This window comes from Rubritalea squalenifaciens DSM 18772, from assembly GCF_900141815.1.
Lineage (GTDB): Bacteria > Verrucomicrobiota > Verrucomicrobiia > Verrucomicrobiales > Akkermansiaceae > Rubritalea > Rubritalea squalenifaciens.
This window is the reverse complement of record NZ_FQYR01000002.1, coordinates 48,038-74,015: the sequence shown is the minus strand read 5'-3', so window position 1 is coordinate 74,015 and position 25,978 is coordinate 48,038. Positions and strand designations below refer to the sequence as shown.

The window sequence follows — 25,978 nt, the reverse complement described above, 5'->3', positions numbered from 1 at the left end:
GACAATAAGCACTCTGAATGGCTGGGGAGTGCGCCGTCAAGATGTGGCTCACAAAAAATCCATCTCTCGGTGAATAAAATGTTGGTGGCCACAGTCTTACTTGGTGAGCGCCCGATGAGTAGGCGTGAAATGCGAACCAAAAAGAATCATGATGACCGACACCTTTTCCTCAGTATTACGTTTTGCCGCGGTAGGGATCCTTTATGTCGGCCTGGTGGTGATCGCTACCCAGTGTTAGCTTTTCTCTTTTTCCATAGCAGGCTGAGGCCAAAGAGGGTGACGGCTGCAATGCTGAGAACACCAAAGGCGGTGGCGTAGTCACGGAATTCCTTGGAGATAGGATCCAGGAAGTGCCACTTGTGCAGGTTGATGAAACTGAGTGCTTCCACGAGGCCAGCGGGAGAGGTGCGCTGCGCCATGTGGGCGTTGGCGGTGTCCACTGTGTAGTGCCAGTATGGTTGGTCATCGTAGTTCACGCGGGTGACTGGGAGGCGTTTCTGGATGAAGCCGTAGTCCTTGCGGAACTTGGTGATGACTTCGGTGTCTTTGACGCTGTCCTTAGGGTAGCCGGAGAATTCCGTGGCCAAGGAGATCGCGTAGTCGGTTTCTCCGTTTATCCGGTCAGATAAATCGCGGGCAGAGAGGTAGAGTGTCTGACCTGGTTTCTCACGGTTCATAATGGCGAGGCGGTAGTGAGGAATTCCGTCGATGCTGGCTAGACTGATGCCAGATACGGGAGCTTTGCTTTTGGCGATGATTTCAGCAGGGGTGGAGTTGAGCTGGGAGGTAGGAATGCTCTGCTGGCTGCTCCATTGGTCGGAGTCATCATAATTGTACTTTACGGCGACGTGAAAGATGCCGGAGAGGCTGAACATGAGGAAGAAGAGGGATGCGAAGGCGCCGAGCGAGCGGTGCATTTTTCTGCCGAGAGTGAGCTTGCGCTGTGTGCCGTTCTTCTGCTTGGTCTTGAAGAGGATGAGGTTTACAATACCGGTTAGGCCGACCGCAAGTGTCAGCAGGCTGACTAGTAGCACGATCGTGATACGTAGCATGCTGTCCCGCGAGCCGAGGAAGGACCAGGTGTGAAGCCATGAGAAGAGGCTGGAAAAGACACGCTTTGACGGGGAATCGAATGTGCCGAGCTTGCCTGTCTTAAGATCCACTACGACTTGCATGCCGTCCGGGCGGTCAAGCACGACGCGGTAGGCCGGCAGATAGCGGTTGATGTAAGAATAAGTGGAGCCAAACTCCTCGACTTTCTCGATGGTTACCAAGGCGGAGTTCTGGTCGGCAAGGTAGGCGCGTGCCAGTTGCTCAGCGTAAAGCTGCTCAGCATTTTCGATGGTCTGGCCGCTGCGGGCATCGCGGAACAATAAAGTGCCCTCAGTAGTGATCGCGCGGTAGCTGGGTGTGCCGTTGATGTCTATGAGGTTTATCTGACGCAGAGTGCTCTGGTCCTTGTAGGCCTCAGCGGGGCTGAGCAAGTCTGGTGATGGCTTGAGAGGCTTGGGCACTAGGAATGTGTGCGCAATCTCCGGGCGCATCCAGTTCGCCATGAAGGGATGCAGCAGTCCGGACAAGGTCCAGAGAAGCACGGGGATGGCGAGGAAAATGGAGAGCTTCCGGTGAAGTTTGAAGAAGGTGGCTTTCATGGCTGAAAGTACCTCCACCCTTGATGAGTGGAGGTGTATAGTTTTTAGTTGTTAGAAGACCAGCTTCGCGCCAATGTAGGCGGTGCGTCCATCACCGGGGTTAATGTAGGCTGGAGTGCCTGAGGTGTCAGGATTGACGGTCACAGTGGAGACGTACTTCTTGTCGAGGAGGTTATCCACGCCAGCGTAGATGCTGAGGTTTTCAGTGACTTGGTATTCGCCGAAGAGGTCCCAGAGGGCATAGCCTGGTGTGCTGAGGGTATTGTTGTTATCTGCTACGAGTCCGTCAGGAAGCCAATCAACAGAGAGGGCTGCCTTCCAGCGTCCATCACTATCGCCTGCAGTGATGCGGGAGCTGATGACGTGCTTGGATACGACTGGAATGTCCTTACCTTTGGCTGGTCCTTCATCAAAGGTGAAGTCATTCAGCTGGTAGGCTAGGTCGAAGCTGTAGCTTGTGTTCCCTGCCAACTTGAATGCTTCCGTTAGATTGGCGTGAGCAGCGAGCTCGATTCCCTGATGTGTCGTGTCGGCATTCGTTACATTGTAGACATTGGTGCCAGGTCCGGTTTCTTCGTAGACGAATTCCTCGTTCACCTCGGAGTAGTAGAGGGTTAGCTCGCCACTGAGCCAGTTTGTGGGTGCAAGCCGCGTACCGATCTCGTAGGTGATCGCTTCCTGAGGGTTGGCTATGTTGCCGAGTTCGGAAAATGGAGCGGATTCGAAGGATTGAGAAATGTTTGCGAAGTATTGGTTCTTCTCGTCGAGCTCATAGAGGTAGCCCGCGCGCCAGGTGAAACCGTTTTGAGAATCGTCAAAGCGGGTAAGGCCCGTGCTGTCTGCGGAGCGAATTTCTCGCTTGCGGTAGGAGTCCACGTAGCCGAGGCCGTAGATCAGGTTGTGCTGTTCTGTCAGGTGGCTAGTGTTTTCCAGATACACGTTCAGGTTACGAGATGTCTCTTTTCTATCGACGATGCCTGCGGCGCCAAATGCTGAAGATCCTCCGAGTTCATTGACTCCATAGATGAAATCAAAGTTTGAACGGAAGGTGTGTTTCAGGCCCAATGCCGAATAGCTCTGACGTCCACGTAGGTTGAGGGAGAGCTCGTCTGTATCGTAGTCGATCAGGTTATCGAACTTCGGGAAGAAGAGACCCTTGGTGGTCGTGAGGTGGTCGAAGTCGAGGTACTGGTAGTTGGTGGAGAACTGCCAGGCACCGTTTGCGGTTTCCCAGGCGGTGCGTTGACCGATACGGATGGTGGAGAGGTCGCGGTCCAGGTCTGTGCCAGCGTTGGACGATTGTTGTGGATCATCATCGTACTGGTCTTCGGTGAGGGAGCCTGTAAGAAGGCCATCGGAGTCACTAAATAACAGGGAGATGCGTGTCAGAGCACTCTCAGACCAATGGTAGCCGAGGCTGGTATTGAGCTGGTGGCTAGCCCAGCTGCTGTGGGCTCGGTAGCCGTCGGATTCAGCATAGGTGTATCCGGCGAACCAGTCCCATTTCTCGTTGGAGCCACCGTACTGGAAGGCGGTACGGTAGCTGTCATAAGAGCCATATTCTGCGAGTAGCTGGCCGCCTGGATGACTGAGGCCGTTCTTTTGCACGACGTTGATCGCGCCGCCAAGTTGTGAGCCGCCGTAGGCAAGGCCGTTTGCACCGCGGTAGCTTTCCACGTAGCTGATGCTGAGGGGATCGAAGATGCGGAAGTAGTAGGAGCCGTCGGCGTGGTTGGCAGGCATGCCGTCTACCAGCAGGGAGATGCCGCGTGAGCCATAACGGCGCTGGATGCCAGAGCCGCGCACAGAGAGTCGCGTGTCATTGGCGGTTCCTGAGGAACGGGCGTAGACACCCGGGTCTAACTGGAAGATTTCCTCCGGCTTGACGATGCTGCCAGTCCAGTCGGCAGAGTCCGTGATGGTGGCGCCGCCGGGTAGTGAGGCGATTTGTTCCTCGGATTTAGCGATCGATTCCAGTAGGTCCGGGGATTGGGCTGTAAGGGTGCTTGCTTCTAGGGTCTGTGTTTCCTCTGCGTGCAGCAGGGAGAGGGCGCTCACTGACGCGAGCACATAGTGAAATGATTTCATGATATAAATTTACTAGTGTAGCTAGAGGGGTGTGCACGCGCGGAAAGTAAGCGCGATCTGTGCACGGGTATCCGCCATGCGGTGTGCAGGCGGTGGATTCAAGGTGCAGTCAGCTGGATTGTGGGCTGGCCGCTGAGTGTATCAGGCTACAAAAGCATCCGGTGGTGGAGAGTCCGGAGATATACTGAAATTCAGTGGAGCTGAAAAAGAACGGGGACGCGGGAATGTGTCTCTATTGGGCGGATAGATGCGTACAGGCAGTAGGTGGCTACTGAAGAGCACCTGGAGCTTGGTTTTGTCTTCCCTTTGCTCGGGCGCGAATGGTGGTGCATTGTTTTCCATCTCACGCTTTATGGCGGCAAGCTCACACATGGGGCAGGGGTATTTGCCGCTGAAGGTATTCTCGACTGCCTTTTCCACCGAGCCAGTCTTGGCGAGTTGAGTAGGAATCATGGTGGCCCAGCCGACTACCTGGACGATAGTGGTGCCGACACCCAAGGAGAGAGCAAGAAGCAGCACAATAAGCACGCGCAACTGCTTCATGATCAGAATTCTCAAGGATGGAATCGGTGTGGTCAAGCAGGTGCTCGATAGTGAGGATGTGATTGAAAGTCAAGTATGTGTGGGAGCAGTTTTCCTGCTTTGGGATCAATTGACCTCGGGCCTCACTTCGATGGCGACGGCGGAGATGTCGTCGAGCTTTTGGCCGCCGGACCATTCCAGCACATCTTTGAAGATCTGCTGGATGTGTTGTTTGATGGGGACATCCAGATGCTGCTGGATGTGGGAGTAGAGTCCGTTCTCTTGAAACTCCATGCCCTGGTTATTTGGGGCTTCCAGGACTCCGTCTGAGAAGAAAAAGATGCGGTCGGATGCAGTGAGTTGGATTTCTTTTTCCTCAAAAACCGGGGCCGGCAGCAAGCCTATGCCTGGGCCTTTGGCTTGGATGGTTTGCGGTGGATGATTGTGGCGCAGAAGTACCGGCTTGGGGTGGCCGCAGGAGACGAAGCGATAGGTCAGGTCACTCTTGTTCAAGACACCGTAATGCAGGGTGAAGTACTGGTTCAGTTCCGGGTCATAAGGGAACAGGGTGTTGAGCTGCTCAGCGACCCTGACTGGAGGGGTGACGTAGGTGGTGTCTGTGGATTGATCAGTAGACCAGATGACGCTGCTCTCGTGCCGGATGGGGGAGAGTACATGGCTGAGGGTGGCCGCGAGTAAGGCTGCCTGAACCCCGTGACCGCTCACATCTACCAGATAGAGCGCAATGTGGTCGTCGTCGAGATCCAGCACATTGAGTGTGTCCCCGGCGAGTTCTTCGCAGGGGAGGTAGGAGTAGGCGAAATCAAATCCTGGAGCCTCGGGCATGACTTCGGGGAGTAGCGAGCGCTGGACTTTGGCGGCAGCTTCGAGGTCTTTTTTCATCCGGCCGTAGGCTACCTCGACGGCATGTTTAGTGGCGACCAGCTCCTTGTGATCTTTGTCTCTTCGTCTTAGGTCTCGCTGAATAGCGCTGGTCATCTGGTTGAAGCTTAGGGCGAGTGATTTGATTTCAGAGTAGGATTGGATTTCCGGATGGCTGGAGTAGTTCCCTTGGGAGACTTGTTCGGCCTGCTTGGAGATGGATGAGATGGGGTTGACCACTCTCCGGGTGATCTGGAAATAGGCCGCCACACAGAGCGCCACCGCGAAGAAGGCTAGCACCCAAGTCAGTAGGTGGATGGCTCTCTGCTGGGAGCGTGCTTTGGCGACATCATTGGCAGTACGGTATTCGATGCTCTGGATAAAGTGGTCTACTTGTGTCAGGATAGCCTCTTTGAAGGAGCGGTAGCTTTCTCCGTAGACTTGCTGTTCGGCCCATTCCTTGGGTGTCTTGCCGTCTACTGTGTAGTCGGGATCTTTTATGCCGAGATCGATGGCATCCATGGCGCTGATTTCGATCTCGGCGAGTAGATCGGAGAGCTGCTTGCATTCGCGTAGGATGGTGATCTCTTGTTCGGTACAATTGGCCTTTTTGACCCGGTCTTCGATGGAGACTGGGGTGCCGGGCATGGTGGTGTGATAGGTGCCGGGCATTTCCCAGCCCCAGCTGGCCTTGGAGTACTGCATCGGTTCGTGCAGGGTGCCGCTGCGGATCGCGAGGATCTGATGAAAGCGCTGCTTGTAGACAGCATCCCCGGTGGCGATGTAGGAGCGGGCCATCCGGGTGAGATTCTCGGAAGACTGCTGCAGCCGGTGGGCCAGAATCCGGGACTCGTAGCGTTCGTGCTCAGTGGTAGCCACATTTTCAATCGCATTGGAGAGCGATTTCATGGTCACGACCAGTCCCAGCAGGATGGTGATGAGTAGGCTAAAGGTGATAGTGAGAGCTCGTTTAAACGACATAACGACACGCCAGGAGAGACGGACCATTATGCTAGCAGCTAGAGAGGGTTATGGGCAACTAAGTTCTCTCGGAAATGCACTTTAAGTGACTCGCTCTAAGACTTTTGTTGGGCGAGTTCCAGATGGTGTCGGGCTGCTCTGCCGCTGATGGAATCATGTTCCTCTAGCTCTTTGGCGATGACTTTGACGGCGGTCCAGGTCGCATTGTTGGAGAGCAGGTGGTGGGTTTTATCCAGCGTTTTACGGATCAGCTTGGTGGCTTGTCTGGCATTACCGGCGCGCATCATGGCGAGTTTTTCCACCTGCCTGAGGTCCTGAGCGGCTCCTGTCAGGTTGTACTGGCCTGACTTGCGCCCCTCAGCGGCCATGCCAGCCAGAAGAATGAGCATTTCGGCCTCCAGTTTGTCCTGCACCTGCTTAGCGCGCCCTTTCTGGATCGTGACGGCGCCGAGCCGGTTCTCTGAGGGAATGATGCTGACTTTCTGGATCGAGCGGCCCATGAGAAGGGCCATCACGGCGTGGCCAGCTTCATGGTAGGCGGTCAGTGTGCGCGAAGCCTCGGACATAGGTTCAGCTGGCGTAGAGGAATATATCCAGAGCTAGGAGTGAGCCGGTCTGCACTTAGCAAAGAACGGAGCCTTTGTTGTCGATGATGCTGATCTTGCTCTCGCTCTTGAACATGTGAGCGAAGGTGGAGCCCATCTTAATGGCCTCTGCGATGGTGGCGGTGGAGGCCACATCGGAGACGTTGCCTTCCTCATCGTACTGAACCCGGAAAGGGGGCTCGTAGGAGGCGGTCATGCGGTCAATCTCGTCGATCTCCGCGGCGTAGTTTGTGTCCGGGAAGTGCTTTTTGAGAAATTCTTCCAAGCGGGTCTCCAGCTGATAAGGGATAACCTCGTGGTAGGAGAAGACGTGCTTGGCTTCCACTTCGCCGCTCGGGTCAGTGGTCTCATAGGTGAAATCAAATTCTGATGGGTCCGCGATGATGGAGATACGGTGAGCATTCTCCTTGTCCTGACCAATGCGGCAGCGAACGCCTACATTGTACAGGGTGCCGTCAATCGGGGACTCGCAATCCATGAGAACGACTTCCACATGCTGATTCACTCGCTTCAAAGCCTTTGCTGCCCTCACGAACACGGGCACGATGATATCATCAGTGATGCGCTGCATTTCATCGCAGCCCAACTGAAGATTCTGGCGTTCCAGGATGATATCATTCTCGTCCATTTTTTCGTCTGGTGCTGCCTTGGTGGTGGCAGGTGGATCCATGGATATCGGTTGGGGCATCAGTGTTCAGGTGTCAATTGCGGATAACCTTTTTTGTCGGGAAGGTCTCGGCTGAATCGTATCAGGATTTTGGCGAGTTACCATCGGTTTTTATAAAAATTCTTCATGAAATTTTAATTTAAGGTCCAAACTTGTCTTGAGCAACAAGTTGAGCCGCTTCTCACACAGTGCGCTTGATATTCTTGGCGGCGGTGATTACATCCGCCGCAACCAAATATAGTCCAATGTCACTCGTAGTAAATTTCAATAAAGCCACTCTCGAGGCTCTCTCCCTGGCCAAGGTAGGTAATCAGCAGCGCGGCGAAGCTCTCAAGACTTCCAAGGAGTTATGTAAATTCGATGGGGCGGATAAAGACATGCTGACGCTGGCATTCTTGAAGCCCTTCAGAAACCTGGAGCGCTACCGCTTCCAGCACAAATCCTCACTGGATCTGCATGAAATGCATAGCTATGCGGGAACAATCTTTGAGCAGGACGATCGATTCCTGACCTATAGCCGGAAGATTGCCAGACATCTCTACGAGAGTTCCAAGCACCCAAATATTAAGGCTGGTGATCTCTGTGTGGCTTACTTGAAGGGGATTCAAGTGGATGGAACTCCTTGCCAGGCAATCAGTATTGTGAAGTCGGAGACCCACCTTCCTTTCCTGGAGATCTCAGATCAGGAGGGAGACCTGCGTTTGACGACCCACAACGGCATCTATCCGGAGAAAATTGATAAAGGTTGCTTGATTATCAATCATGACAAGCAAGGTGGCTATCTGGTCTACACCTTTGATAAGGGAGGTGCGGATGCCAACTTCTGGGTGCGTGATTTCCTCGGAGCCAAGGCCCGTAAGGATGACGACTTCAAGACCAAGAAGTACGCAGAGATGTGTGTATCCTTCGCGGATGAAGGTCTGCCGGATGAGATGCCCAAAGAGGACCGTTACCGTGTGGCTAATGATGCCATGCAGTACTTTGCGGACAAAGAGGAATTCAACTCAGATCACTTCCAAGAGGAAGTGCTGCGTGAGCCGGAGATCAAAGAAAAGTTCAAGCAGTTCAAAGAGAACTACAAGGATGAGGACGGTGAGCCGATTTCCGAGGAGTTCCAGATCAATCAAAAGGTGGCCAAGAAGATGAGCAGCAAGATCAAGTCAGTCCTCAAGCTGGATACTGGCGTGGTCATGCGCTTCACCCCGGACTTCGCCGAGCGTTCCGAAGAGATCATGGAGCGTGGCTTCGACGAGAAGATGGGAATGAAATACGTGAAGGTGTATTTCAACGAGGAGATGTAATTGCTCCACGGGTCTTCATGAATTTAGAAACCGCGCTTGGTGACAGGCGCGGTTTTTTTGTGCCTACTCACAGCAGCTTGAGAGCCTGCGGAAGAGCATGATGTGCTCGCGGCCTTCGCGGCCAGGGTAGTGCTCGGTGGGTTCGGTTTCCCATTCCAGGGCAAACAGGCTGCCCATCAGCTCAGTGATTTCCGAGCGAGGGATTTTATAGGGAGGTCCTTCGCCCGGAGCCATATCCGGATTCGTGAAGAAAACGCCGAGCAGGCAGCCGTTGGGTTTGAGGTAGCGCCACATGGCTTTGACGTATTCTTCCCGCATCTCGGGAGCGATGGCGCAGAGGAAGGTGTGCTCCCAGACCATGTCGTAGCGGTGATGACGGCTGGCTGGCAGCTGGAAGGCATCGGCGGCGAGCCACTCCACGGAGAGATTGTCCGGTGTGAGGATGCTGGCCTTCTGTAGCGCCAGTTCGGCGATATCCAGGCCGGTGACATCCAGGCCCAATTCGGCCAAGGCAAGAGCGTCGTATCCATAGCCGCAGCCGGGGACGAGGACCTTGCGGCCGGGGCTGAGGAGAGCAGGTTTTTGCAGGGAAATCTGGTTGATGGCTGGAGCCGGGGCGTTTTTGTCCCATGGGGTGTCTCCGTTTACATAGCGTTCCTGCCAATCCATGGCGCTATGGGTACGCCAGATAGGGCGTGCTGTAAAGTGGCCGATAAGGCCCTAGCAGACTTTGCGGCCAGTGTTGTCAAAGAGGATGATTTTGTCCTCACAAGGGCTGGACTTGCAGTAGAGTGACGCCAGGCGTGAAGCTTCGTCGATACTCTCAGCAGTGGCCAAGATGGTGAAGTTGCCATTGCCGATATCAAGTTTGACGGTGAATGGTCCTTCGTAGGTTTGCCAGCTGTCGTTGGTCAGGTCTCGCAGGCTGGCGAAGTTCACATCCTTGAAGCTTTCTTCCAAAAAGCCGAGGAGCCTCTTGTAGAGCTGTGATGGGTTCAGGGTGTGGTACTGCATATCATACTCGGATGTCTCGCCGAGGTGATTGTGAGTCTGCAGATTGAACTCAAATTTGAAGGGGTCTCCCGTGTAGACGATTGCGTGGGTGGCCTCGCCTTTGTGGATGCGGAGGCCGGCACCGCACAGGAAGACTTCGGATTTGATCGGAGATTCGGAATCGAAAATGACCAGCTCAGCGTCAAAGCCGTTCTTGAGGAGCATGGCTCCAATTTCCTCGAACTGAGGAATGATGATTTCCTCGGTGATACGTTCCATTTCAATGCAGCCGATGCGGACTGACTGGCAATAGCGGGCATCCAGAGCGGCATTCACGGTGCCGTACTGGACCTGGTCCGTAGCAAGATGCTGTGGCGCTATTTCGGAGGCGTACATGGGAGAGAGGGTATGTGGTGAGGGTTCTTCCTCAGAAGAGTTTTGCCACCTTAAGAAAAAATTTTAAAAATTCCATTAAAAAATCATTAAATAATGTTCATCTTAGCTTTAATCTTCTTAAATTTTTAAACATCTGGATATTTAACGGGTTTCCTAAGTCGCTGTATTTGAGCGAAAATTAAAACTTTTTAAAATTTAAGATTCCTGAGCTTGTGGTTTCCCATGGCAAGTACAAAAAATAATCCAACAGGGAGCCTGTTGGATTAAGTGGGTGAGTAGCTGGAGTGGGGGGGATCTTGCTTAGTCCATGCCGCGGACTTTGACGACTGGGCGACCGAGCATGTTCTCATAAAGGTTGATGTAGGTGGCGGCAGTCGTTTCATGGCTGAAGCGGTCGCGGGATTCGCGCATGATGCGTCGAATGGTTTCGGCCTTGGCTTCGGGTTGCCATTGGTAAAAGTTGAGGGCTTCGTCGATGGCCCAGCGGAGGCCTTCTGCGCTGTAGTGCTGGAAGCGGAAACCGTTGCCCAGTCTGCCATCGTAGTGAAGGTGGTCTACGGTATCATGGATGCCGCCTGTATCGTGGACGATCGGGAGTGTGCCGTATTTCGGGGAGACCATCTGCGGCAGGCCACAGGGCTCGAAGCGGGATGGCATGAGCATGAAGTCTGACCCAGCGTAGCCCAGACGGGAGAGTTTCTCTGTAAACTCCACTACGGCGACTTTGCCCTGCAGGTCGTGCATCTCGACGATGTCGTTGAAGTGCTTGGCAAAGGAACCGCTGGCGACAATGGCAATCTGGAGCCCCATATGGGAGTAGTCAGATACGAGCTGGTACATGATGTCCGCCAGCAGCTGGCAGCCTTTCTGCATCGGGTCGAGACGGGATGGCCAGAAGAGGATCGGGGCGTTCGGGTCGAGATCGAGGCCTACGGCTTGCTGCAGCTCAAACTTGTTGGCCGCCTTGCCTTGGGTGAAGTCGTCTATGCCATAGTGGTGCTCGAGGTGAAGATCGGTCTTGGGGTCGAAGCTTTCATCCGGGGCATTCAGGATGCCCGTGGCGCAGCCGGCATAGAGTTTGTTGGCGAGCTCGTTACGGATGGAGTCTGGGACGAAGCTGTGTCTTCCCTCGACGACTTCGTAAAGGAAGGTGGGGCTGACTGAGTTGACGTGGTCCGAGGAGAAGATACCCGTGGTGAGTAGGTCCACTGGGATGTGCTCACGGGCGTGCTCATAGCTCTCAGGTCGGTCGCAGAAGTAGATGTTCTGCCAGAAGTCGGCGGCATCGATACCTTTGTCCTCGATGGCAGCCATGCTCACTTTCTCCGAGTGGATATTGTGCACGGTAAACAGGCAAGGGATGCCCAGACGCTTGGCTGCGGCAGGGATCAGCCCAGTCATCCAGTCATTGCAGTGGATGAGGTCCGGCTGGACCATGGGGATGATATGGTTGATGACCTCACGCTGGAAGGCGAGTGCCGTGCTGATGTTTTCAGCGCCGTCATAGACTTTGCTGCGGTGGTAGAAGATGCGGTCTTCCGCGAGGTGGATGCGCTGCTCAGGGAGTGAGCCGGAGACGCGGGCCATGTTCCGGTTGAAGAGTTCCTTCACATCGGTGTGGAACATCTTGCGGTAGTTGGGCAGGGCTACATGGACGTCTGCACCTTGCTGATAGAGTGCATTGACCAAAGAGGCTGAGACATCCGCCATCCCCCCGGCCTTGGCGCTGAGCCGTTGTGCCAGGTTGCCCATTCCAGCTGGCAAATAGGTGATCTCTGGCGTCACCACGAGAATACGGGCTCGAGGAGCACGTACTGTGTCCTTTTCAATTAGAAGGTTACCAGAATCTTTTGGGGATTTACTCATAGACACGTTATCAGGGGTAGCAGAAATGATACCAAGCAGCAACTCGCAGTACGGTCATATGTTTGATTTTTTTGAGGGGTTTTCTAAAAGGTTAATACTGTGCCCATTGTGTCACCCTAAAAAAATGCAGGCCATTTGCTTGGGTGAGAAAAGGGTGCAGTCGAAAATCCACTTCGATGCTTGCGAAATCTGAGTAATACGCTCAAGTAGCGTCTCACAAAGTCCAATTTATATACAATAGAGCAACATGAGTGAGCATCCATTTCTTGCAGACGATTACCACATCCGCTGGTCCACTTTGAAACCCGAACACGTAAAGCCGGATATCGAGCATGCACTTGCTCTGGCCAATGAGCGACTCGAAGTGATCCGCAATCTCAGCGAGGATGAGCTGAGTTATGAGACGACCTTTGGTGCTCTGGAAGTAGCGAGTGAGGAGCTGGAGAGAGGCTGGGGAAGACTTTCCCACTTGGACTCTGTTTGCGACAACGCTGAGCAGCGCGCTGCACTGAATGAAATGCTGCCTCAGGTGTCCTCCTTCTATTCCTCCATTCCGCTGGATGAGAAGATCTGGAAGTCACTCAAGGCTTATGCCGAGAGTTACGCAGTCAAGGAGCTCAGCCCGGTGAAGCAGCGCTTGGTCGAGGAGACCTGTGCAGACTTCATCGCTGCCGGTGCTGATCTGTCAGATGACAAGAAGAAGCGCGTGTCCGAGATCGATGCCGAGCTTTCCAAGCTTACCAAGAAATTTTCCGAAAACGTACTCGATTCCACCAATGCCTGGGAGCTGATTGTGGATGACGAAGCACGCCTCAAAGGTCTTCCAGAGATGGCCAAGGAAGGTGCGCGTCTGGATGCCCTGAGCAATGGCCATGGTTCCGAGGATGATCCGAAGTGGCGCTTTACGCTCCAGTACCCATCCATGGGGCCGGTCATGCAGCACGCGGAGGACGAGTCCCTGCGCAAGCAAGTCTGGGAGGCGAACTGCACTGTTGGCTTCGGTGGAGACTTTGATAACACCCAGTATGTCTGGCAGATCCTCGAGCTCCGCCAAGAGAAGGCAGCGATTCTTGGTAAAGACAATTTCTGTGACCTTATTCTTGAGCGCCGTATGGCGAAGAATGGCAAGGCAGCTCTGAAGTTCATTGAGGATCTTCACGATCGCATCTTTGAAGCCTTCAAGATCGATCTCGCCGAGCTGGCTGAGTACAAAGCCGTAAAGACTGGTGATGAGCCAGCTCCTCTGCAGCCTTGGGAGGGCGGGTACTGGGCGGAAAAGCGCCGCAAGGAACAATACGCTTTTGATGACGAGGCTCTGCGCCCTTATTTCTCCGTGACCAATGTGATGAAGGGGATGTTTGATATCACCTCAAAGCTTTTCGGCATTCACATTGAGGAGCGTGAGGCGGTCTTTGGTGAAGACAGGGAAGGCGCGGTCCAAGTGTGGCATCCAGAGTGCTGCTACTACGATGTCTTTGACAGCGATACTCAGGAGCACCTCGGTTCCTTCTACGCAGACTGGCATCCACGCAGCAGCAAGCGCGGTGGTGCCTGGATGAATTCTCTCAAGACTGGCGGACCATGTGAAAAAGGTGGCCCTCGCAAGCCGCACATCGGTCTCATGGTCGGTAACATGACCAAGCCTGTCGGTGATACGCCGGCCCTGCTGACCCACAATGAAGTGGAGACCATCTTCCACGAGTTCGGTCACCTGCTGCACCACTTGTTAGGTGATGTGGAGGTCAAGTCACTCTCTGGTACCAGCGTGCCTTGGGATTTTGTGGAGCTTCCATCCCAGATTATGGAGAACTTCTGTTGGGATCGCGAGAGCCTGGATCTCTTTGCCCGCCACTACGAAACAGGCGAAGTCATTCCTGACGATCTCTTCGAGAAAATGATCGCAGCCCGTAACTACATGAGTGCCTCTAACTTCATGCGTCAGCTTTGCTTCGGTAAGCTCGACATGGAGCTGCATCTCAATCTGGCCAAGTACAAAGGCCGTGACCTCGATGTCGTGGATGAGGAAATTCTCAAAGAATACCGTGCGGATCTGGCGACCAAGTCACCAAGTATGGCCCGTCGTTTCTCCCACCTCTTCTCTGGTCCTGTGGCCTATGCCTCCGGGTACTACTCCTATAAGTGGTCTGAGGTTCTGGATGCAGATGCCTTCACCCGCTTCCAGAAGGAAGGTATCCTCAATAGCTCTACAGGCCGTGCCTTCCGCAAGGAAGTGCTGGCGAGAGGTAACTCCCGTCCGGTAGACGAGTCCTACCGCGCATTCATGGGCAGAGACCCAGAGCTTGAGCCGCTGCTTGAGCGTGCTGGCTTGGCCTAAGGTAAACTAAATTTTAAAATGTAAGAGGACCCTGGTTCAGGGTCCTCTTTTTTTGTTTGAGTGCGGAGTGGTGTATTAGTCCCAGGTTCTTGGTTCTGACCAATTTTGGAGGGGATAATCTAACAATGCTGTCGGTATTATGCGTATTGTTGACAGAAAATGCAGTTTATACTGCAGTATGATACAAAAGTCGCTTGCGCGCTGGTGGGGTAGTTAGAAGCTGCAGGGGCTTCGCCTTCGGGCAGATGGTGTGTCCTTGGAAGCCTGAGTGATATGAAATACTTACCTTATTTTGCAGCAATAAGCTTTCTGTTTCCCTGTCAGTATGCGTGTGCACGTACGTGGACGGATACCAAGGGGAGAAAGTTGGAGGCCGAGTTGGTAAACAAGTCGGGAAATGAAGTGACTTTGAAGAGGGGAAGTGACGGGAAAGAGTTTACCGTCAAGGTGGAGATCTTCTCCGCTGAAGATAGGGAGTTCGTCACGGAGTGGGAGCCGAAGTCTTTGGAGAAGAAAGAGGATGTGACACCGGCGCCTAAGAGGGTGAATGGCCGAAAGGCCCTGGATGATGTGAGCGAGAAGCACTTCTCCGGTGAGTGGCCGAGGCTGATTTCAGCGGATGTCTCGATGGAGATCGAGGAGGATAGAGGGAACGAAAACGAGTACATCTACCGGAGTGAAAATTACGAATTCATTTCCAACGCCAAGCTCAGTGCGGTGCCGGTGAAGCGCTTTGCCATGCTCTTTGAGGCGACCAAGAGTTATGTGCAGGCGCTGCCTCTGGGGAATTCCAAGGCTCACCGTGATACAGGGGATCGCTATAAGGTCTATCTGTTTGAAACCAAGTCCCAATATGTTAGGGCTGGTGGTCCGGCGCAGTCTGCGGGTGTATTCATGCCGAGCAAGGGAGTGATCATGGTGCCTTTTGAGAGTCTGGGCCTCGTAGGTGGTGCTGGTTCTTATCGAATGGATTACGAGCGCACGAACAAAACGCTTCCTCATGAGATCACGCACCAGATCACCAATGCCGTGTACTATGCTCCCGGAGCCAGAGGCTGGTACACCGAAGGTCTGGCTGAGTATGTGGCCGTGACCCCGTATCGTAGTGGTAAGTTCTCCTGTAATAATGTGGAGCGTGCCGTTGAAGAATTTGTGACTGGCTATTCTAGGAAAGATAACCGGGGGCGTGCGCTTGGGGAGGAAATCAATGCTCCTGATCTGGAGAAGTACATGAACATGAGCTACGGGGAGTTTACTGCGAACGGTAATTTTAACTACGGCTTGGCCGCGCTGATCGTGACTTATTTCTGTCACTATGATGGCGAGGGGGATGGTGAAAATCTGAAGAACTTCCTCAGAGCCTTGGCCAAGGGTGAGAGTGGTAAAGAGGCTCAGAAGAAGCTTCTGGCAGGCCGCACCTTCGATGAGCTGGAGAAAGACATTGCCAAGCAGTGGAGCCGCCGCGGAGTGAAAATCAATTTCCTCTAGGCATCTTGCTGCTAGAGAGGCTTAAAAGGGTATTCGGTCGAATACCCAGTAGATTCCTGTCAGGGCGATGACGGAGGAGATGCTTTTCAGGATGATCGGGAAGTAGCTCTTCTGCTTTGCCCAGAACAGGCATGCCAGGGTGATGCCGATCACGGAGAGCTGGCCCAGCTCGACACCTAAGTTCGTTGCCAGTAGGGGCAGGGTGATCTCTCCGGCTGCGCGGATCTTGTCTCCCAGTACGGAGGCGAAGCCGAGTCCGTGGATCAGTCCGAAGAGGAAGATCATGGTGAGACGGTGGGTCTTTACTTGCTTTGAAATCAGGTTCTCAATGGCTACGTAGGCGATGGTGCCCGCGATGAAGATTTCTATCAGGGTCGTAGCGTTTTCAGAAAATGGCGGGATGATCCCACTGACTGCCAGCCCGAGTGTGATGGTGTGGGCGAGGGTGAAGACCAGTGACTGGGTGAGGAGTGGTTTCCAGGCAAAGCTCAGGCAGACTAGGGCGAGGATGAAGAGAACGTGATCCCATCCTTCTGGAATCACGTGGCGGTAGCCGTAGTCGAGAAAGCTCAGGAAGGAGTCCGCTTGGTCGGGTTCACGGACTTTGCCTTGCTGTTCCATTAGCCTCTCACCTTTGCCGGGGTAGATGGTGAGGATGTGCTGATTGGGGAAGCCGACTGCCAGATCCGGGTAGTCACCTTCGCGGATCTTGAGGCTGAGTGTGCCGGGCTTGTCTGGGGTCTTGCCGTGGCAAATAACGTCGAAGTAGGCAAAGCCAGTGTCGGTAAAGCGCTCCTCAAACTTTGGTGGCGTGTGCTGCCAGGCGGGGAAGCTGAGCTCGAAGTTGAGAGGCTGATTTTCTGAGTCTATGGAGTCCCAGCTGAACTGCAGGTACTCGTGGAGGAAGCTTTCGGTCTCGGCTTTGATCCTGGCAAGTTCCTCAGGAGACCTTTCTTGCAGCCAGGAGAATTTGGGTTGCAGGGCTTCCTTATCCGCCCGCATTTCTGGCAGGGAGATGCCGGCATCAAAGCGGATGGTGAGCTGGTAGCTGCCGTCACTGGCGTTGAAGTCGGCGAACATTTGTTCCACGACGTGAGCCTGGGCTCTCAGCAGGCATAGCAGCGAGAGCAGGAAGTAGAGGGTGAGTCTTCTCATGCCGGCTTGAAGTGATCCCACCCGCCGTGGAGTTCTTGGGATTCATCACGCGTCATGTAGCCAACGCAGGTGAGAGGAATGTCTGGGTAATGTTGGTGCCAGATGGTGGCTAAGTGCTCGGCATGTTCTGCAGAGAGGGTGAAGAGGAGTTCGAAGTCCTCGCCATCGCTGAGAGCGTTCTCTGTGGTGGAGCCATCGCTGCAGGGGAGCTTTGCGGTATCCAGCTGGAAGCCCAGCTTGCTGGCTTGGGCGAGACGGGGCAGGTCCTTTGCCACGCCGTCAGAGAGATCCATCATGGCGGAGGGCCTGAAGTGCTCAGCCAGCCAGCGGGCTTGCTCGATGCGCGGGTGGAAGTCGAGGTGCTTGCCCTGGATGGAGCCGCCGAGTTTTCCGGTCACAAAGATCTGGTCGCCATCCTGGGCGGTACTGCGAAGAATGGCCTGACCTTTCTCTACGAGTCCGGTGCCGGCGATGGAGATCATGGCCGGTGAGCTGCTGGTGGTGGAGGAGGTTTCCCCGCCTACGATGGAGAAGCCGTAAAACTCTGCACAGCACTGCATGCCGCTGTAGAGGGACTCTACCCAGGAGGTCTCCGTTTCTGGCGGGATGACGAGCGTGACGAGTAGAGACTCGGGAAGGCCCCCCATGGCGGCAAAGTCGCTGACGACGCGAGCCACAGCTTTCCAGCCGATTCGCTCAGCCTCGGTGTCCGGCAAGAAGTGGACGTGCTCCACGATGCAGTCCGTCTTGAGCAGGCTGTCGTGGGTGTGGTTGCGCTCGATGACCGCGCAGTCGTCCCCAGGTCCCACGATCACATTCGCCTGCTGGGGGAGTCCGGCAGTAATGCGCTGGATCAAGGGATCTTCGCCAAGGTCGGAAACATTCATCTTAGCAGAAGGGGAGTAGGCAGGCGTTCTTGATTTGCTCGGAGTACTCGGGATGCGTCATGTAAAAGGTGCTCACGCCATTGAAGAGTGCGTGTGTGAGAATGCTGCTCCAGAGGCTGCCGGTGAATTCATAAACGCAAGCCAGGATGATCCCTAGTATAGAGAGCGGAATAAAAGACCAGACTTCCCCGTGGACCGCGCCGAAGAGGACGCCGGTGCAGATGGCGGCAAAGATCGGGCCCGTGTAGCGCTTGGTGACGGAGTAGAGGTAGCCGCGGAAAATGATTTCCTCACAGAGCGGAGCCACGATACAGGCGCCGATGATCAGGATGAGTAGGCGCTGACCCTCGGCACTCATCATCTGGTTCACAACCTCTTGAAATTGTCTTTCACCCAGGCGTTCCGTCAGCCAGTCGTTGAGTTGGAGGACGCTGTCCAGTAAGTACATGGAGGCCAGCATCAGGATAAAAGAGGCTACGGCGCTGCCGACGATAACTAGCAAGTTACTACGGTAGAGGCCAAAACTCTCGGTCACATTGTGACGCAGAGAGACGACGAAGCAGGTTACTCCGGCAAAGAAGATCTGGGTGCTGAAGCCAAGGATGATCATGGAATCTGTGATCGTCCGCTTCTTTTCAGGATCGGGCGGGTTGTAGGGTAGCAGGTAGGGGCCGGCGAACATGAGCACCAGAATGGCCGCCACCGCAATATCGATGACACCCAGATGGTCCACGGGTACCTTGCCCAGCTGGTTCCAGTGGAGGCCACGGGAACGGGCTCTCAGCATACCATAAAACAAGGAGGCAAAGACGTAGCTGACGATGCAGATCAGAATGACGTCCTGCAGGATGTTGTGCTCGAAGGCCTCGGCTGAGAGTGATGCGATGAATTCCATTTCCTTGTGTCCGCCAGTGGTGGCGGCTGAGTACCTGGCTTAGATCTCGGCGACTTCGGCTGGTGGCTCGATCCACTTGCCGTGTTCCTTGATGAGATCGATGAGTCTGTCGACAGCTTCGGCCTCAGGGATGTTGAATTTGACTGGGGTCTTGTTGACGTAGAGGTTGATCTTGTTAGGTGCGCCGCCGACGTAGCCGAAATCGGCATCCGCCATTTCACCCGGACCATTCACGATGCAGCCCATAACGGCGATGCGCACTCCCTTGAGGTGGCCGGTCGCGGCGCGGATCTTCTGGGTGGTGTCCTGAAGGTTGAAGAGGGTACGTCCGCAGCTTGGGCAGGCCACGTAGTCGGTCTTGAAAATGCGGGTGCCGGCTGCCTGCAGGATGTTGTAGGCCAGGCGCAGGGATTGTCCCGGGGCTTGCTCGCCCTGGATGATCACTGCATCACCAATGCCGTCGCAGAGCAGGGAGCCGATGTTTCGCGCAGCGGTGAGCAGCGTGGTCTGGAAATCGGCGTCCGGGTCGGTCGAAGGTGTAAAGGTGTCCTTGAGGAGAATCGGGTGGTGGGCGTCCAGCTTGGAAGCCAGCAGGCGGAAAGCATGAATCACGGCCATGTCCGTCCCATCCGGAACGGTGACCAGAGTTGGCTCGGCAGTAGAGTTGAGTTCGCAGATCTTCTCTTCATCGAGTGGACATACTTCCACGCAGCCGGATTGTTCGATCACAGCCTCAGGCTTAAAGTCGCCCATCTTCTCGATCTTGTGTGCCACGGCATTCCACTTCTCCTGGGAGGTGAAGACGCGCACGGTGTTGTTGCCGCCGAGCTTGTGACCATTGACCGTGATCTCCTTGGAATGACGGCGTTCGTAGGTAAAGGGATTGTATGGAACCGTGCCGCGCTGGGATCCAGTCGGGTCTGCTGGCAGGTGGGACTGCTCGATGTTTTTGACCAGCGCATTTGCCACCGGGATTTCCTTCACGGGATCCTCCGTGAGGGAGACGCGGATGGTGTCACCCACGCCGTCTGCTAACAGGGAGCCGATGCCGATGGCGGACTTGATGCGGCCGTCTTCACCGTCGCCTGCCTCAGTGACGCCGAGGTGGATCGGGTAGTTCCAGTCCGGGCCTTCCTGTTGGAGACGGGCGACGAGCAGGCGGTAGGCCTCGATCATCACCTTCGGGTTGGAAGCCTTCATGGAGAAGATAAAATTGTGGTAGTCGTTCTCACGGGCGATGCGGGCGAACTCCAGGGCGGACTCTACCATGCCGAGCGGTGTGTCGCCGTAGCGGTTCATGATGCGGTCGGAAAGGGAGCCGTGGTTGGTGCCGATGCGCATGGCGCGGCCCAGCTCCTTACAGATCTTGACCAGTGGGGTGAATTCCTCGCGGATGCGCTCCAGTTCTTCCTCGTACTGCTCATCGGTGTACTCGCGGATCTCGAACTTCTTCTTGTCGGCGTAGTTGCCGGGATTGACGCGTACTTTCTCCACCCACTTGGCAGCTTCGAGTGCGGCGTCCGGTTTGAAATGAATATCGGCGACCAAGGGGACGGTGCAGCCAGCTTCGCGTACGCCATTACGGATGTTTTCCAGGTTCTCCGCGTACTTGCGGGTCTGGGCTGTTACGCGCACGAGCTCACAGCCTGCCTCGGCCAGTTCCAGGATTTCCTTCACGCAGGCTTCCGTGTCACGGGTGTCCGAGGTGATCATGGACTGAATACGGACCGGGTTGTCCCCGCCGAATGGGATGTCTCCTACCATGATTACGCGGGACTTACGGCGTTGGTAGGCAAAGAGATCTGGACAGTACTGAAGTGCGGTGTGCGCGTCTGCGGTCATGTTGTTAATGGGTATAGACCATAAAGCCCCGCGGGGCTAGGAATTCTACACGGGGAAAGGGAGAAAATTAGCTCGTGGGAAGGGGTGGAATTTTTGTCACTGGTACATACGCGATCATGGAGTGGGCCTGGCGGGTCAAGCTGCTCCATTTATTCATCTTATAGATCAGGTAGCCCAGGAAAATGGGCATGGGGAGGGCTAGGGGCATGACCAGGCAGAACAGGCCGCTGAATGCGAGCATGACCGCGCAGATAGCGATCGCGCAGCCTTGGTTCTGCGTCTGGGTCATCCAGCCGGTCGAAATGTTCCTGCAGGCCAGTGCGGTAAATTGGCCGGGTTGTGATCCTCCTGCGACAATCACTTGGTCGCCATTCTGAATCATCGGTGGTTGAGGGCTCTTCAGCATGATGCGGTGATTAGCCAGATTGAAGAGGGCAATGTGGGTGGTGCGTGTTGACGATTCGCCGCCACCTGAGATTTGGGTTGTGTATTGTAAGTTTTCTACGGCCCCATCAAGGATCGAGAGGTTTTGTATGCTTGGCTTCGGCATGCTTTGATTCCAGCCGGGTATCAGATTTTCAGCAATGACAATCCCTGTGGTATTTTATAAGCGGGACTCAAAGTGTAAAAAATACACTTTATATCTTGCTAAGTGTCATTTGTACACTTATGAGTAGTGCATGCCAGTGAGCTACGAATATGAGAGACCTGCGCTGACCGTGGATTGTGTGTTGTTTGGGCTCGATGAAGAGGGCCTGAAGGTGCTGTTGATCCGACGCGGGATGGAGCCGTATCAAGGAAAGTGGGCATTGCCCGGCGGCTTCGTCCGCGTCGGAGAGGCACTGAGGAACGCAGCAGAACGTGAGCTAGAGGAAGAGGCGGGCGTGAAGAACGTCTTTCTGGAGCAGCTCTATACCTTTGGTGATCCCGGTCGCGATCCTCGTGAACACGTGGTAAGCGTGGCCTACTATGCGCTCGTCAATCTGGAAGATCATGAGGTGGTGGCGGATACGGATGCCAGCGATGCCGGGTGGTTTGCGCTGGATGATCTGCCCGGACTCGCCTTTGACCACGAAGAGATCCTGGAGGTGGCGAAGGAGCGCTTGAAGGGAAAGATCCGCTATCAGCCGATCGGCTTTGAGTTGCTGCCTGAGTTGTTTTCACTGAGCAGGCTGCAAAAGCTTTACGAAGCGGTGTTAGAGAGGCCGCTGGATAAGAGAAATTTCCGCAAGAAACTCCTGAAACTCGGCATTCTGGAAGAGACTGATGAAGTGGAGAAGGATGTGGCTCGCCGCGCGGCGCGTCTCTATCGCTTCGACCGCGAGGCCTACGACAGGATGGTGAAAGAAGGATTTGAACTGCAACTATAAGTAGAAAGGAAAACCAATGAACCTGATCCCAATAACCATTAGAGAGGGAGAACGGGTGATGGGGTGGAAGCCTGATGGTAGCTACCGCATCATCGAGGGGCCGAAGCGGCTGTGGTTTGAAGACTATGTCCGCATGGAAAAGGTCATGCGCTATCACGCAGAACCGCATCAATACCTCAAGATCCGCTATCTTAGCGGCGAGGTGGAGCACCGTCCGGGGCCTTGTGTGGAGTGGGAGAACCCGGTATTGATCGAGCAGATCGATATCCTGAAAGCCAAAGAGCTTAATGCGCATGAAGCCTTTGTCGTCTATCAGAAGAATGACGGCAAGGTGGAGCGCCGGGTGGAGCTCGGGCCGCTGATGTACTATCCTCAGCCCAACGAATGGCTGCACGAATTCAGCTGGCACGGGGCCAAGCCCGGTGAGAAGGATGCGCGGAAGTATCCCAGCATGCTTCAATTTCAGAAGCTACGCGTGATTCCGGATCAGATGTACTTTGACATCGAAAATGTCCGTACCACGGACGAGGCGCTTATCACTGTGAAGGTGATGGTGTTCTTTGAACTGGCGGACATTAATAAGATGTTAGATCAGACACATGATCCGATAGCAGACTTCATTAATGCGCTGACTGCGGATGTGGTGGCCTTTGTGGCACAAGGGAACTTTGCCGCCTTTAAAGAGAATACCGCCGCGCTCAATGAGCTGGAGACCTACCAGCAGTTAGTCACGCGCGCCAAGCGTATCGGCTATGAAATCAGCAAGGTGGTGTACCGCGGATACGCGGCGGCTCCCAAGCTGCAGGCCATGCATGACAATGCCATCGAGATCCGAACCAAGCTCACCCTGGAGGCTGAGACCGAAGCTCAGGCGCAGAATCTGGCAGACCTCCGCATGAAGCGCGATCACGAGCGCAATCAGCAGGAGCGTCAGGAAGAGGCTCGCCAGACTGAGCAGCGGCTGGCACTCGCCGAGCGTGAGCAAACAGCGGACATCCAGCGCAAGACCGAGATTTGGAAAGCCAAGGTGGAGCAGGAGCGTGAAGAGCACGCTGCGAAACTGAAGCAGGAAGAAGAGCGGGGCCGACTGAAGCTCGAGCAGGAACGCGAGGAATACGCGATCCAGATAGATGCGGAGAATCGCAAGCTCCAGGCTCAGCAGGACAAGTTCAGAATCATGACCGAGCTGGGCATTGATCTCACTCAGGTTCTCGTCGCCGAGAACCAAGTGACTGACAAGCTCATCCGTCTGGAAAAAGTGGATACACCAGAGGTGCACCTGCATGAAGCAGTCTAATCGGATTACCAAGACAGCCGGGGATGAGATCCTCGGCTGTCTCCTGGGGCAGGCAGTCGGCGATTCTATCGGATTGCCTACTGAGGGTATGAAGCGTAGCCGTATAGCCAAGCTTGGATGGGCTGATAATCTGAAGCATCGTTTCTTTTTAGGCAGGGGAATGGTCAGTGATGATACCGAGCATATGGTCATGGTGGTCCGCTCGCTTGTGGATTCTGGTGGGGATGTAAGCAGGTTCCGCTCATCACTCGCGGCCCGGATGCGGTGGTGGTTTGTTTGTTTGCCTGCCGGAGTGGGATTAGCCACCGCGAAGGCGTGCATGAAGAATCTTCTCTTCATGCGCAACACGGGAGTTTTTTCAGCGGGCAACGGGCCATGTATGCGGGCTGGAATCATCGGCGTTTATGCTGCCGAGGACAAAGTGTTGAGAGGTGAATTGGTCACCGTGTCCACTAGGCTGACGCACACGGATCCGAAAGCTATGTATGGATCGATGGCGGTGGCTGAGTTCTGTGCCTTCGTGGCGAGAGAAAAAAGGGCTCCAGAGCTCACGGAGATGATAGAGATTTGGAATGGGTTTGGAAATGATGAGTGGCAGGCCTTATTAGATGGTTTAAGGGGGTCATTGCAGCAGGCCGAGGATTCGGCTGCTTATGTGGATCGTCTAGGGTGCGAGCAAGGTGTGAGTGGTTATGTCTATCACACGATACCTGTATTGTTCCATGTAGGCTTCTCTCATGGCTGGAGCTATGAGAGTTCAATTAAACAGATCATTGCTCTGGGTGGTGATACGGATACCACGTCTGCCATTTTAGGGGCCTGTGCAGGGGTGCTCCAAGGGGAGGAAGGTATTCCGCGGGACTGGTTGTATCGTCTGAGAGATTTCCCCAATGGTGTGAGCGCTTTGGAGGTGTGCTCAGAAAGCCTGATGAAAGGTGTAGATCAGAGGGGTTTCATGCGCAAATGGGCGGAAGTGATCGTGATGCCTCTGCGGAATCTTCTGTTTGTGGTGGTCGTGCTGATCCACGGCTTTGCTCGACTCTTGCCAGCGTGTGTGTTGAGGTGAGGCTATGAAGTGTTTATGTGTAATCTTATTTTCCCTGTTAGCTAATCTTGGCCTCAGTGCTGGTATCACCGTGAAGCAGGCACTGGTGACTTTGCAGAAGCAGAGCATCGCAGCAAATAGTGGAGATGTGGAAGCGTTGCTCAAGACGGTGCCGAAGTTGGGTGTGAAAGTGCATGATCTGGAAACGAACGAGGCTCGGGTAGATACCAGAGAGTCGATGAAGAAGCAGCTGACGGACTTTTATAAGGGGCTGGACTCGAGCTGCTATGTGTATGGGGTAAAGGTGCTGAGCGCCCATCAGAAAGAGGACTCGGTGGTGCTAATGTTGGAGGTGAGTCAGGTGTATCAAATGAAGGGGTCGGATGAATTCCGCTCCTGGACTTATCAGGAGGAAGCCATGATGAAGCTAGAGGGTGGGCAGGTAGTAATCAAGAGTGTCGCCATGAAGAAGTTGGACGGCAAAAGCTTGTAGGTAAGGGCTGGATGCCGTGGGCGGGTGCATCCTTCAGGCTAACAAGAAGAGCGCCACCGGTGGAGGTGACGCTCTTGGGTGAAGTTCTGGCAGGGTAGTTTTATTTGCGGCGACGCATGATGAGGGCCAAGCCTGCCAGCCCGAGCAGGCTGGCGGAGGATGGCTCGGGAATGATGTCCACGGTGATGCTGTCCGCATTGTAGTTCAGCTGGGCAGCGAGCCCGGGGTCGAGGCCGGATACGTTCACATTGGTGAAGTTGTTGTAGGAAACACCGATGCCGGAAACCAGCGTGTAGGTTTCGCCCTGAGCGGCACCTGAGAAGGAGAGGTCTAGCGTGGAACCAGCCTGGAAATCGACATTGGTTCCGGCGGAGACGGTTACTGTGGTGGCGTTGCCTCCAGTGAGGCCTGAGAATTGTAAGATGCCGTCAGCCCCGACGACCACAAAGTCCTGTGCGCCAGTGAAGCTGGAGCCCGTTTCAAAGTTTACCGTGCCATCCAGTACGCTGAAGCCTTTCTGGACTGAGTAGGTGCTGCCGGAGAAAAAGTTGACCGTACCTGCGCCGGAGATGTCAAAGCCTCCTACATTGGCTGTGGATCCGACGAAGAGGTAGACTGCAGCGCCTGCCATGTCGATCAGTCCGCCGCTATTCACATTGAGGGTGCCATTGTTGCCGACGTAGAGGTCGGAGGTTCTGGCTACAGCGCCGGAGCGGAGTTGAAGTTCGAAGGTGCTCGTGTTGAGGGTGCCTCCATCCACAATGATGTCAGTCACCGAGGGGCTGCCATTGTTGGCCATGAGATAGTTGGCGCTCATGGTGGCGGTGCCTTGGACGACGCCGGGGCCGTTTGCATCGGTAGGGAGGCCGGAGTCCCAGTTGCCGGCATCGTTGAAATCTCCCGTGCCCGTGAAGAAGGTGGCAGCAAATGCTGGAGAAGATAGCGCAATTAGTGCGCATATCGAAAGTTTGTGTGTGGGTTTCATGTGAATAAGGGTTTTGAGTAAATCGCTTACAATCTATGTGATGTTAAGTTTTGTGTCCATAATAAATCGGATTATATTAAATATGATGATATATGCGCAAATGGTTAATTTTATGAAGATGGCTTGCGGTAGGGGATAGAGCCTCCTTGGAGGGAGGTCAAAAAAAGACCGGGGTGGTGTACCCCGGCCTGGAAAAGAGATGTAGCTCTGTTGAGAACGCGCTTGTGTGTGGA

General features: G+C 54.5%; 22 protein-coding genes. 7 read left to right on the top strand and 15 right to left on the bottom strand.

What is annotated here, in order from left to right:
- Window positions 1-224 precede the first annotated feature (224 nt).
- The 6 genes from BUB27_RS00310 to BUB27_RS00285 form a co-directional block, all read right to left on the bottom strand.
- Window positions 225-1,652: a PepSY-associated TM helix domain-containing protein gene (locus BUB27_RS00310; protein WP_143157545.1), complete on the bottom strand. Its 1,428-nt coding sequence runs from the start codon at window positions 1,650-1,652 to the stop codon at window positions 225-227.
- Window positions 1,653-1,703: 51 nt separating this feature from the next.
- Window positions 1,704-3,740, bottom strand: coding sequence for a TonB-dependent receptor family protein (locus tag BUB27_RS00305; protein ID WP_143157544.1), 2,037 nt, complete (start codon window positions 3,738-3,740; stop codon window positions 1,704-1,706).
- 141 nt (window positions 3,741-3,881) lie between these two features.
- Window positions 3,882-4,283 carry a hypothetical protein gene (locus tag BUB27_RS00300; protein WP_143157543.1) on the bottom strand — a complete coding sequence of 134 codons (402 nt, stop codon included), beginning with the start codon at window positions 4,281-4,283 and terminating at the stop codon, window positions 3,882-3,884.
- 105 nt (window positions 4,284-4,388) lie between these two features.
- Complete coding sequence (locus BUB27_RS00295) at window positions 4,389-6,125, bottom strand: SpoIIE family protein phosphatase (protein ID WP_159434701.1); 1,737 nt, start codon at window positions 6,123-6,125, stop codon at window positions 4,389-4,391.
- A 95-nt stretch (window positions 6,126-6,220) separates the two neighbouring features.
- Window positions 6,221-6,691 (bottom strand): M50 family metallopeptidase, encoded by a 471-nt coding sequence (locus BUB27_RS00290; RefSeq protein WP_143157541.1) that lies wholly within the window; start codon window positions 6,689-6,691, stop codon window positions 6,221-6,223.
- Between the two features lie 55 nt (window positions 6,692-6,746).
- The gene (locus tag BUB27_RS00285) at window positions 6,747-7,400 is read right to left on the bottom strand and encodes a hypothetical protein (RefSeq protein WP_143157540.1); all 654 of its coding nucleotides are present in this window, start codon (window positions 7,398-7,400) and stop codon (window positions 6,747-6,749) included.
- A gap of 242 nt (window positions 7,401-7,642) precedes the next feature.
- Between BUB27_RS00285 and BUB27_RS00280 the strand changes: the two genes are divergently transcribed.
- Window positions 7,643-8,698 carry a nucleoid-associated protein gene (locus BUB27_RS00280; RefSeq protein ID WP_143157539.1) on the top strand — a complete coding sequence of 352 codons (1,056 nt, stop codon included), beginning with the start codon at window positions 7,643-7,645 and terminating at the stop codon, window positions 8,696-8,698.
- 63 nt (window positions 8,699-8,761) lie between these two features.
- Here BUB27_RS00280 and BUB27_RS00275 read toward each other — a convergent pair whose 3' ends face one another.
- From BUB27_RS00275 to BUB27_RS00265, 3 genes are all read right to left on the bottom strand, one after another.
- Window positions 8,762-9,367 (bottom strand): methyltransferase domain-containing protein, encoded by a 606-nt coding sequence (locus tag BUB27_RS00275; protein ID WP_143157538.1) that lies wholly within the window; start codon window positions 9,365-9,367, stop codon window positions 8,762-8,764.
- Between the two features lie 51 nt (window positions 9,368-9,418).
- The gene (locus tag BUB27_RS00270) at window positions 9,419-10,087 is read right to left on the bottom strand and encodes a hypothetical protein (protein ID WP_143157537.1); all 669 of its coding nucleotides are present in this window, start codon (window positions 10,085-10,087) and stop codon (window positions 9,419-9,421) included.
- A 300-nt stretch (window positions 10,088-10,387) separates the two neighbouring features.
- Window positions 10,388-11,953 carry a glycogen synthase gene (locus BUB27_RS00265; RefSeq protein ID WP_143157536.1) on the bottom strand — a complete coding sequence of 522 codons (1,566 nt, stop codon included), beginning with the start codon at window positions 11,951-11,953 and terminating at the stop codon, window positions 10,388-10,390.
- 247 nt (window positions 11,954-12,200) lie between these two features.
- On the opposite strand from BUB27_RS00265, the gene BUB27_RS00260 reads away from it, so the two are divergent.
- A complete protein-coding gene (locus tag BUB27_RS00260) occupies window positions 12,201-14,288 on the top strand; it encodes a M3 family metallopeptidase (protein WP_143157535.1) in 2,088 nt (695 codons plus the stop codon).
- 273 nt (window positions 14,289-14,561) lie between these two features.
- Window positions 14,562-15,776 carry a hypothetical protein gene (locus BUB27_RS00255; protein WP_143157534.1) on the top strand — a complete coding sequence of 405 codons (1,215 nt, stop codon included), beginning with the start codon at window positions 14,562-14,564 and terminating at the stop codon, window positions 15,774-15,776.
- 21 nt (window positions 15,777-15,797) lie between these two features.
- Here BUB27_RS00255 and BUB27_RS00250 read toward each other — a convergent pair whose 3' ends face one another.
- The 5 genes from BUB27_RS00250 to BUB27_RS00230 all read right to left on the bottom strand — a co-directional run bounded on the left by BUB27_RS00250 (window position 15,798) and on the right by BUB27_RS00230 (window position 21,105).
- The gene (locus BUB27_RS00250) at window positions 15,798-16,931 is read right to left on the bottom strand and encodes a HupE/UreJ family protein (protein WP_143157533.1); all 1,134 of its coding nucleotides are present in this window, start codon (window positions 16,929-16,931) and stop codon (window positions 15,798-15,800) included.
- Window positions 16,928-17,818, bottom strand: coding sequence for a thiamine-phosphate kinase (locus tag BUB27_RS00245; protein ID WP_143157532.1), 891 nt, complete (start codon window positions 17,816-17,818; stop codon window positions 16,928-16,930). The genes BUB27_RS00250 and BUB27_RS00245 overlap by 4 nt, the downstream gene beginning before the upstream one ends.
- A gap of 1 nt (window position 17,819) precedes the next feature.
- Window positions 17,820-18,713, bottom strand: coding sequence for a CPBP family intramembrane glutamic endopeptidase (locus BUB27_RS00240; RefSeq protein ID WP_143157531.1), 894 nt, complete (start codon window positions 18,711-18,713; stop codon window positions 17,820-17,822).
- A 39-nt stretch (window positions 18,714-18,752) separates the two neighbouring features.
- A complete protein-coding gene (gene ispG / locus BUB27_RS00235; protein WP_143157530.1) occupies window positions 18,753-20,555 on the bottom strand; it encodes a (E)-4-hydroxy-3-methylbut-2-enyl-diphosphate synthase in 1,803 nt (600 codons plus the stop codon).
- A 67-nt stretch (window positions 20,556-20,622) separates the two neighbouring features.
- The gene (locus BUB27_RS00230) at window positions 20,623-21,105 is read right to left on the bottom strand and encodes a hypothetical protein (protein ID WP_143157529.1); all 483 of its coding nucleotides are present in this window, start codon (window positions 21,103-21,105) and stop codon (window positions 20,623-20,625) included.
- 130 nt (window positions 21,106-21,235) lie between these two features.
- Between BUB27_RS00230 and BUB27_RS00225 the strand changes: the two genes are divergently transcribed.
- Genes BUB27_RS00225 through BUB27_RS00210 form a run of 4 tightly spaced genes read left to right on the top strand, consistent with a single transcriptional unit; the run spans window position 21,236 to window position 24,760 of the window.
- Window positions 21,236-21,925, top strand: coding sequence for an NUDIX hydrolase (locus tag BUB27_RS00225; protein WP_143157528.1), 690 nt, complete (start codon window positions 21,236-21,238; stop codon window positions 21,923-21,925).
- A 16-nt stretch (window positions 21,926-21,941) separates the two neighbouring features.
- Window positions 21,942-23,222 (top strand): hypothetical protein, encoded by a 1,281-nt coding sequence (locus BUB27_RS00220; protein WP_143157527.1) that lies wholly within the window; start codon window positions 21,942-21,944, stop codon window positions 23,220-23,222.
- Window positions 23,209-24,288 carry an ADP-ribosylglycohydrolase family protein gene (locus tag BUB27_RS00215; RefSeq protein WP_143157526.1) on the top strand — a complete coding sequence of 360 codons (1,080 nt, stop codon included), beginning with the start codon at window positions 23,209-23,211 and terminating at the stop codon, window positions 24,286-24,288. The genes BUB27_RS00220 and BUB27_RS00215 overlap by 14 nt, the downstream gene beginning before the upstream one ends.
- A 4-nt stretch (window positions 24,289-24,292) precedes the next feature.
- The gene (locus BUB27_RS00210) at window positions 24,293-24,760 is read left to right on the top strand and encodes a hypothetical protein (RefSeq protein WP_143157525.1); all 468 of its coding nucleotides are present in this window, start codon (window positions 24,293-24,295) and stop codon (window positions 24,758-24,760) included.
- 100 nt (window positions 24,761-24,860) lie between these two features.
- On the opposite strand, the gene BUB27_RS00205 is transcribed toward BUB27_RS00210, so the two are convergent.
- Window positions 24,861-25,745, bottom strand: a complete 885-nt coding sequence (locus BUB27_RS00205; protein ID WP_143157524.1) for a PEP-CTERM sorting domain-containing protein — start codon at window positions 25,743-25,745, stop codon at window positions 24,861-24,863.
- Window positions 25,746-25,978: the final 233 nt, after the last annotated feature.

Excerpts from the sequence above, each read along its gene's own strand:
- BUB27_RS00310 (WP_143157545.1), bottom strand. The coding sequence starts at position 1,652 with ATGAAAGCCACCTTCTTCAAACTTCACCGGAAGCTCTCCATTTTCCTC.
- BUB27_RS00305 (WP_143157544.1), bottom strand. The coding sequence starts at position 3,740 with ATGAAATCATTTCACTATGTGCTCGCGTCAGTGAGCGCCCTCTCCCTG.
- BUB27_RS00300 (WP_143157543.1), bottom strand. The coding sequence starts at position 4,283 with ATGAAGCAGTTGCGCGTGCTTATTGTGCTGCTTCTTGCTCTCTCCTTG.
- BUB27_RS00295 (WP_159434701.1), bottom strand. The coding sequence starts at position 6,125 with ATGTCGTTTAAACGAGCTCTCACTATCACCTTTAGCCTACTCATCACC.
- BUB27_RS00290 (WP_143157541.1), bottom strand. The coding sequence starts at position 6,691 with ATGTCCGAGGCTTCGCGCACACTGACCGCCTACCATGAAGCTGGCCAC.
- BUB27_RS00285 (WP_143157540.1), bottom strand. The coding sequence starts at position 7,400 with ATGGATCCACCTGCCACCACCAAGGCAGCACCAGACGAAAAAATGGAC.
- BUB27_RS00280 (WP_143157539.1), top strand. The coding sequence starts at position 7,643 with ATGTCACTCGTAGTAAATTTCAATAAAGCCACTCTCGAGGCTCTCTCC.
- BUB27_RS00275 (WP_143157538.1), bottom strand. The coding sequence starts at position 9,367 with ATGGATTGGCAGGAACGCTATGTAAACGGAGACACCCCATGGGACAAA.
- BUB27_RS00270 (WP_143157537.1), bottom strand. The coding sequence starts at position 10,087 with ATGTACGCCTCCGAAATAGCGCCACAGCATCTTGCTACGGACCAGGTC.
- BUB27_RS00265 (WP_143157536.1), bottom strand. The coding sequence starts at position 11,953 with ATGAGTAAATCCCCAAAAGATTCTGGTAACCTTCTAATTGAAAAGGAC.
- BUB27_RS00260 (WP_143157535.1), top strand. The coding sequence starts at position 12,201 with ATGAGTGAGCATCCATTTCTTGCAGACGATTACCACATCCGCTGGTCC.
- BUB27_RS00255 (WP_143157534.1), top strand. The coding sequence starts at position 14,562 with ATGAAATACTTACCTTATTTTGCAGCAATAAGCTTTCTGTTTCCCTGT.
- BUB27_RS00250 (WP_143157533.1), bottom strand. The coding sequence starts at position 16,931 with ATGAGAAGACTCACCCTCTACTTCCTGCTCTCGCTGCTATGCCTGCTG.
- BUB27_RS00245 (WP_143157532.1), bottom strand. The coding sequence starts at position 17,818 with ATGAATGTTTCCGACCTTGGCGAAGATCCCTTGATCCAGCGCATTACT.
- BUB27_RS00240 (WP_143157531.1), bottom strand. The coding sequence starts at position 18,713 with ATGGAATTCATCGCATCACTCTCAGCCGAGGCCTTCGAGCACAACATC.
- ispG (WP_143157530.1), bottom strand. The coding sequence starts at position 20,555 with ATGACCGCAGACGCGCACACCGCACTTCAGTACTGTCCAGATCTCTTT.
- BUB27_RS00230 (WP_143157529.1), bottom strand. The coding sequence starts at position 21,105 with ATGCCGAAGCCAAGCATACAAAACCTCTCGATCCTTGATGGGGCCGTA.
- BUB27_RS00225 (WP_143157528.1), top strand. The coding sequence starts at position 21,236 with ATGCCAGTGAGCTACGAATATGAGAGACCTGCGCTGACCGTGGATTGT.
- BUB27_RS00220 (WP_143157527.1), top strand. The coding sequence starts at position 21,942 with ATGAACCTGATCCCAATAACCATTAGAGAGGGAGAACGGGTGATGGGG.
- BUB27_RS00215 (WP_143157526.1), top strand. The coding sequence starts at position 23,209 with ATGAAGCAGTCTAATCGGATTACCAAGACAGCCGGGGATGAGATCCTC.
- BUB27_RS00210 (WP_143157525.1), top strand. The coding sequence starts at position 24,293 with ATGAAGTGTTTATGTGTAATCTTATTTTCCCTGTTAGCTAATCTTGGC.
- BUB27_RS00205 (WP_143157524.1), bottom strand. The coding sequence starts at position 25,745 with ATGAAACCCACACACAAACTTTCGATATGCGCACTAATTGCGCTATCT.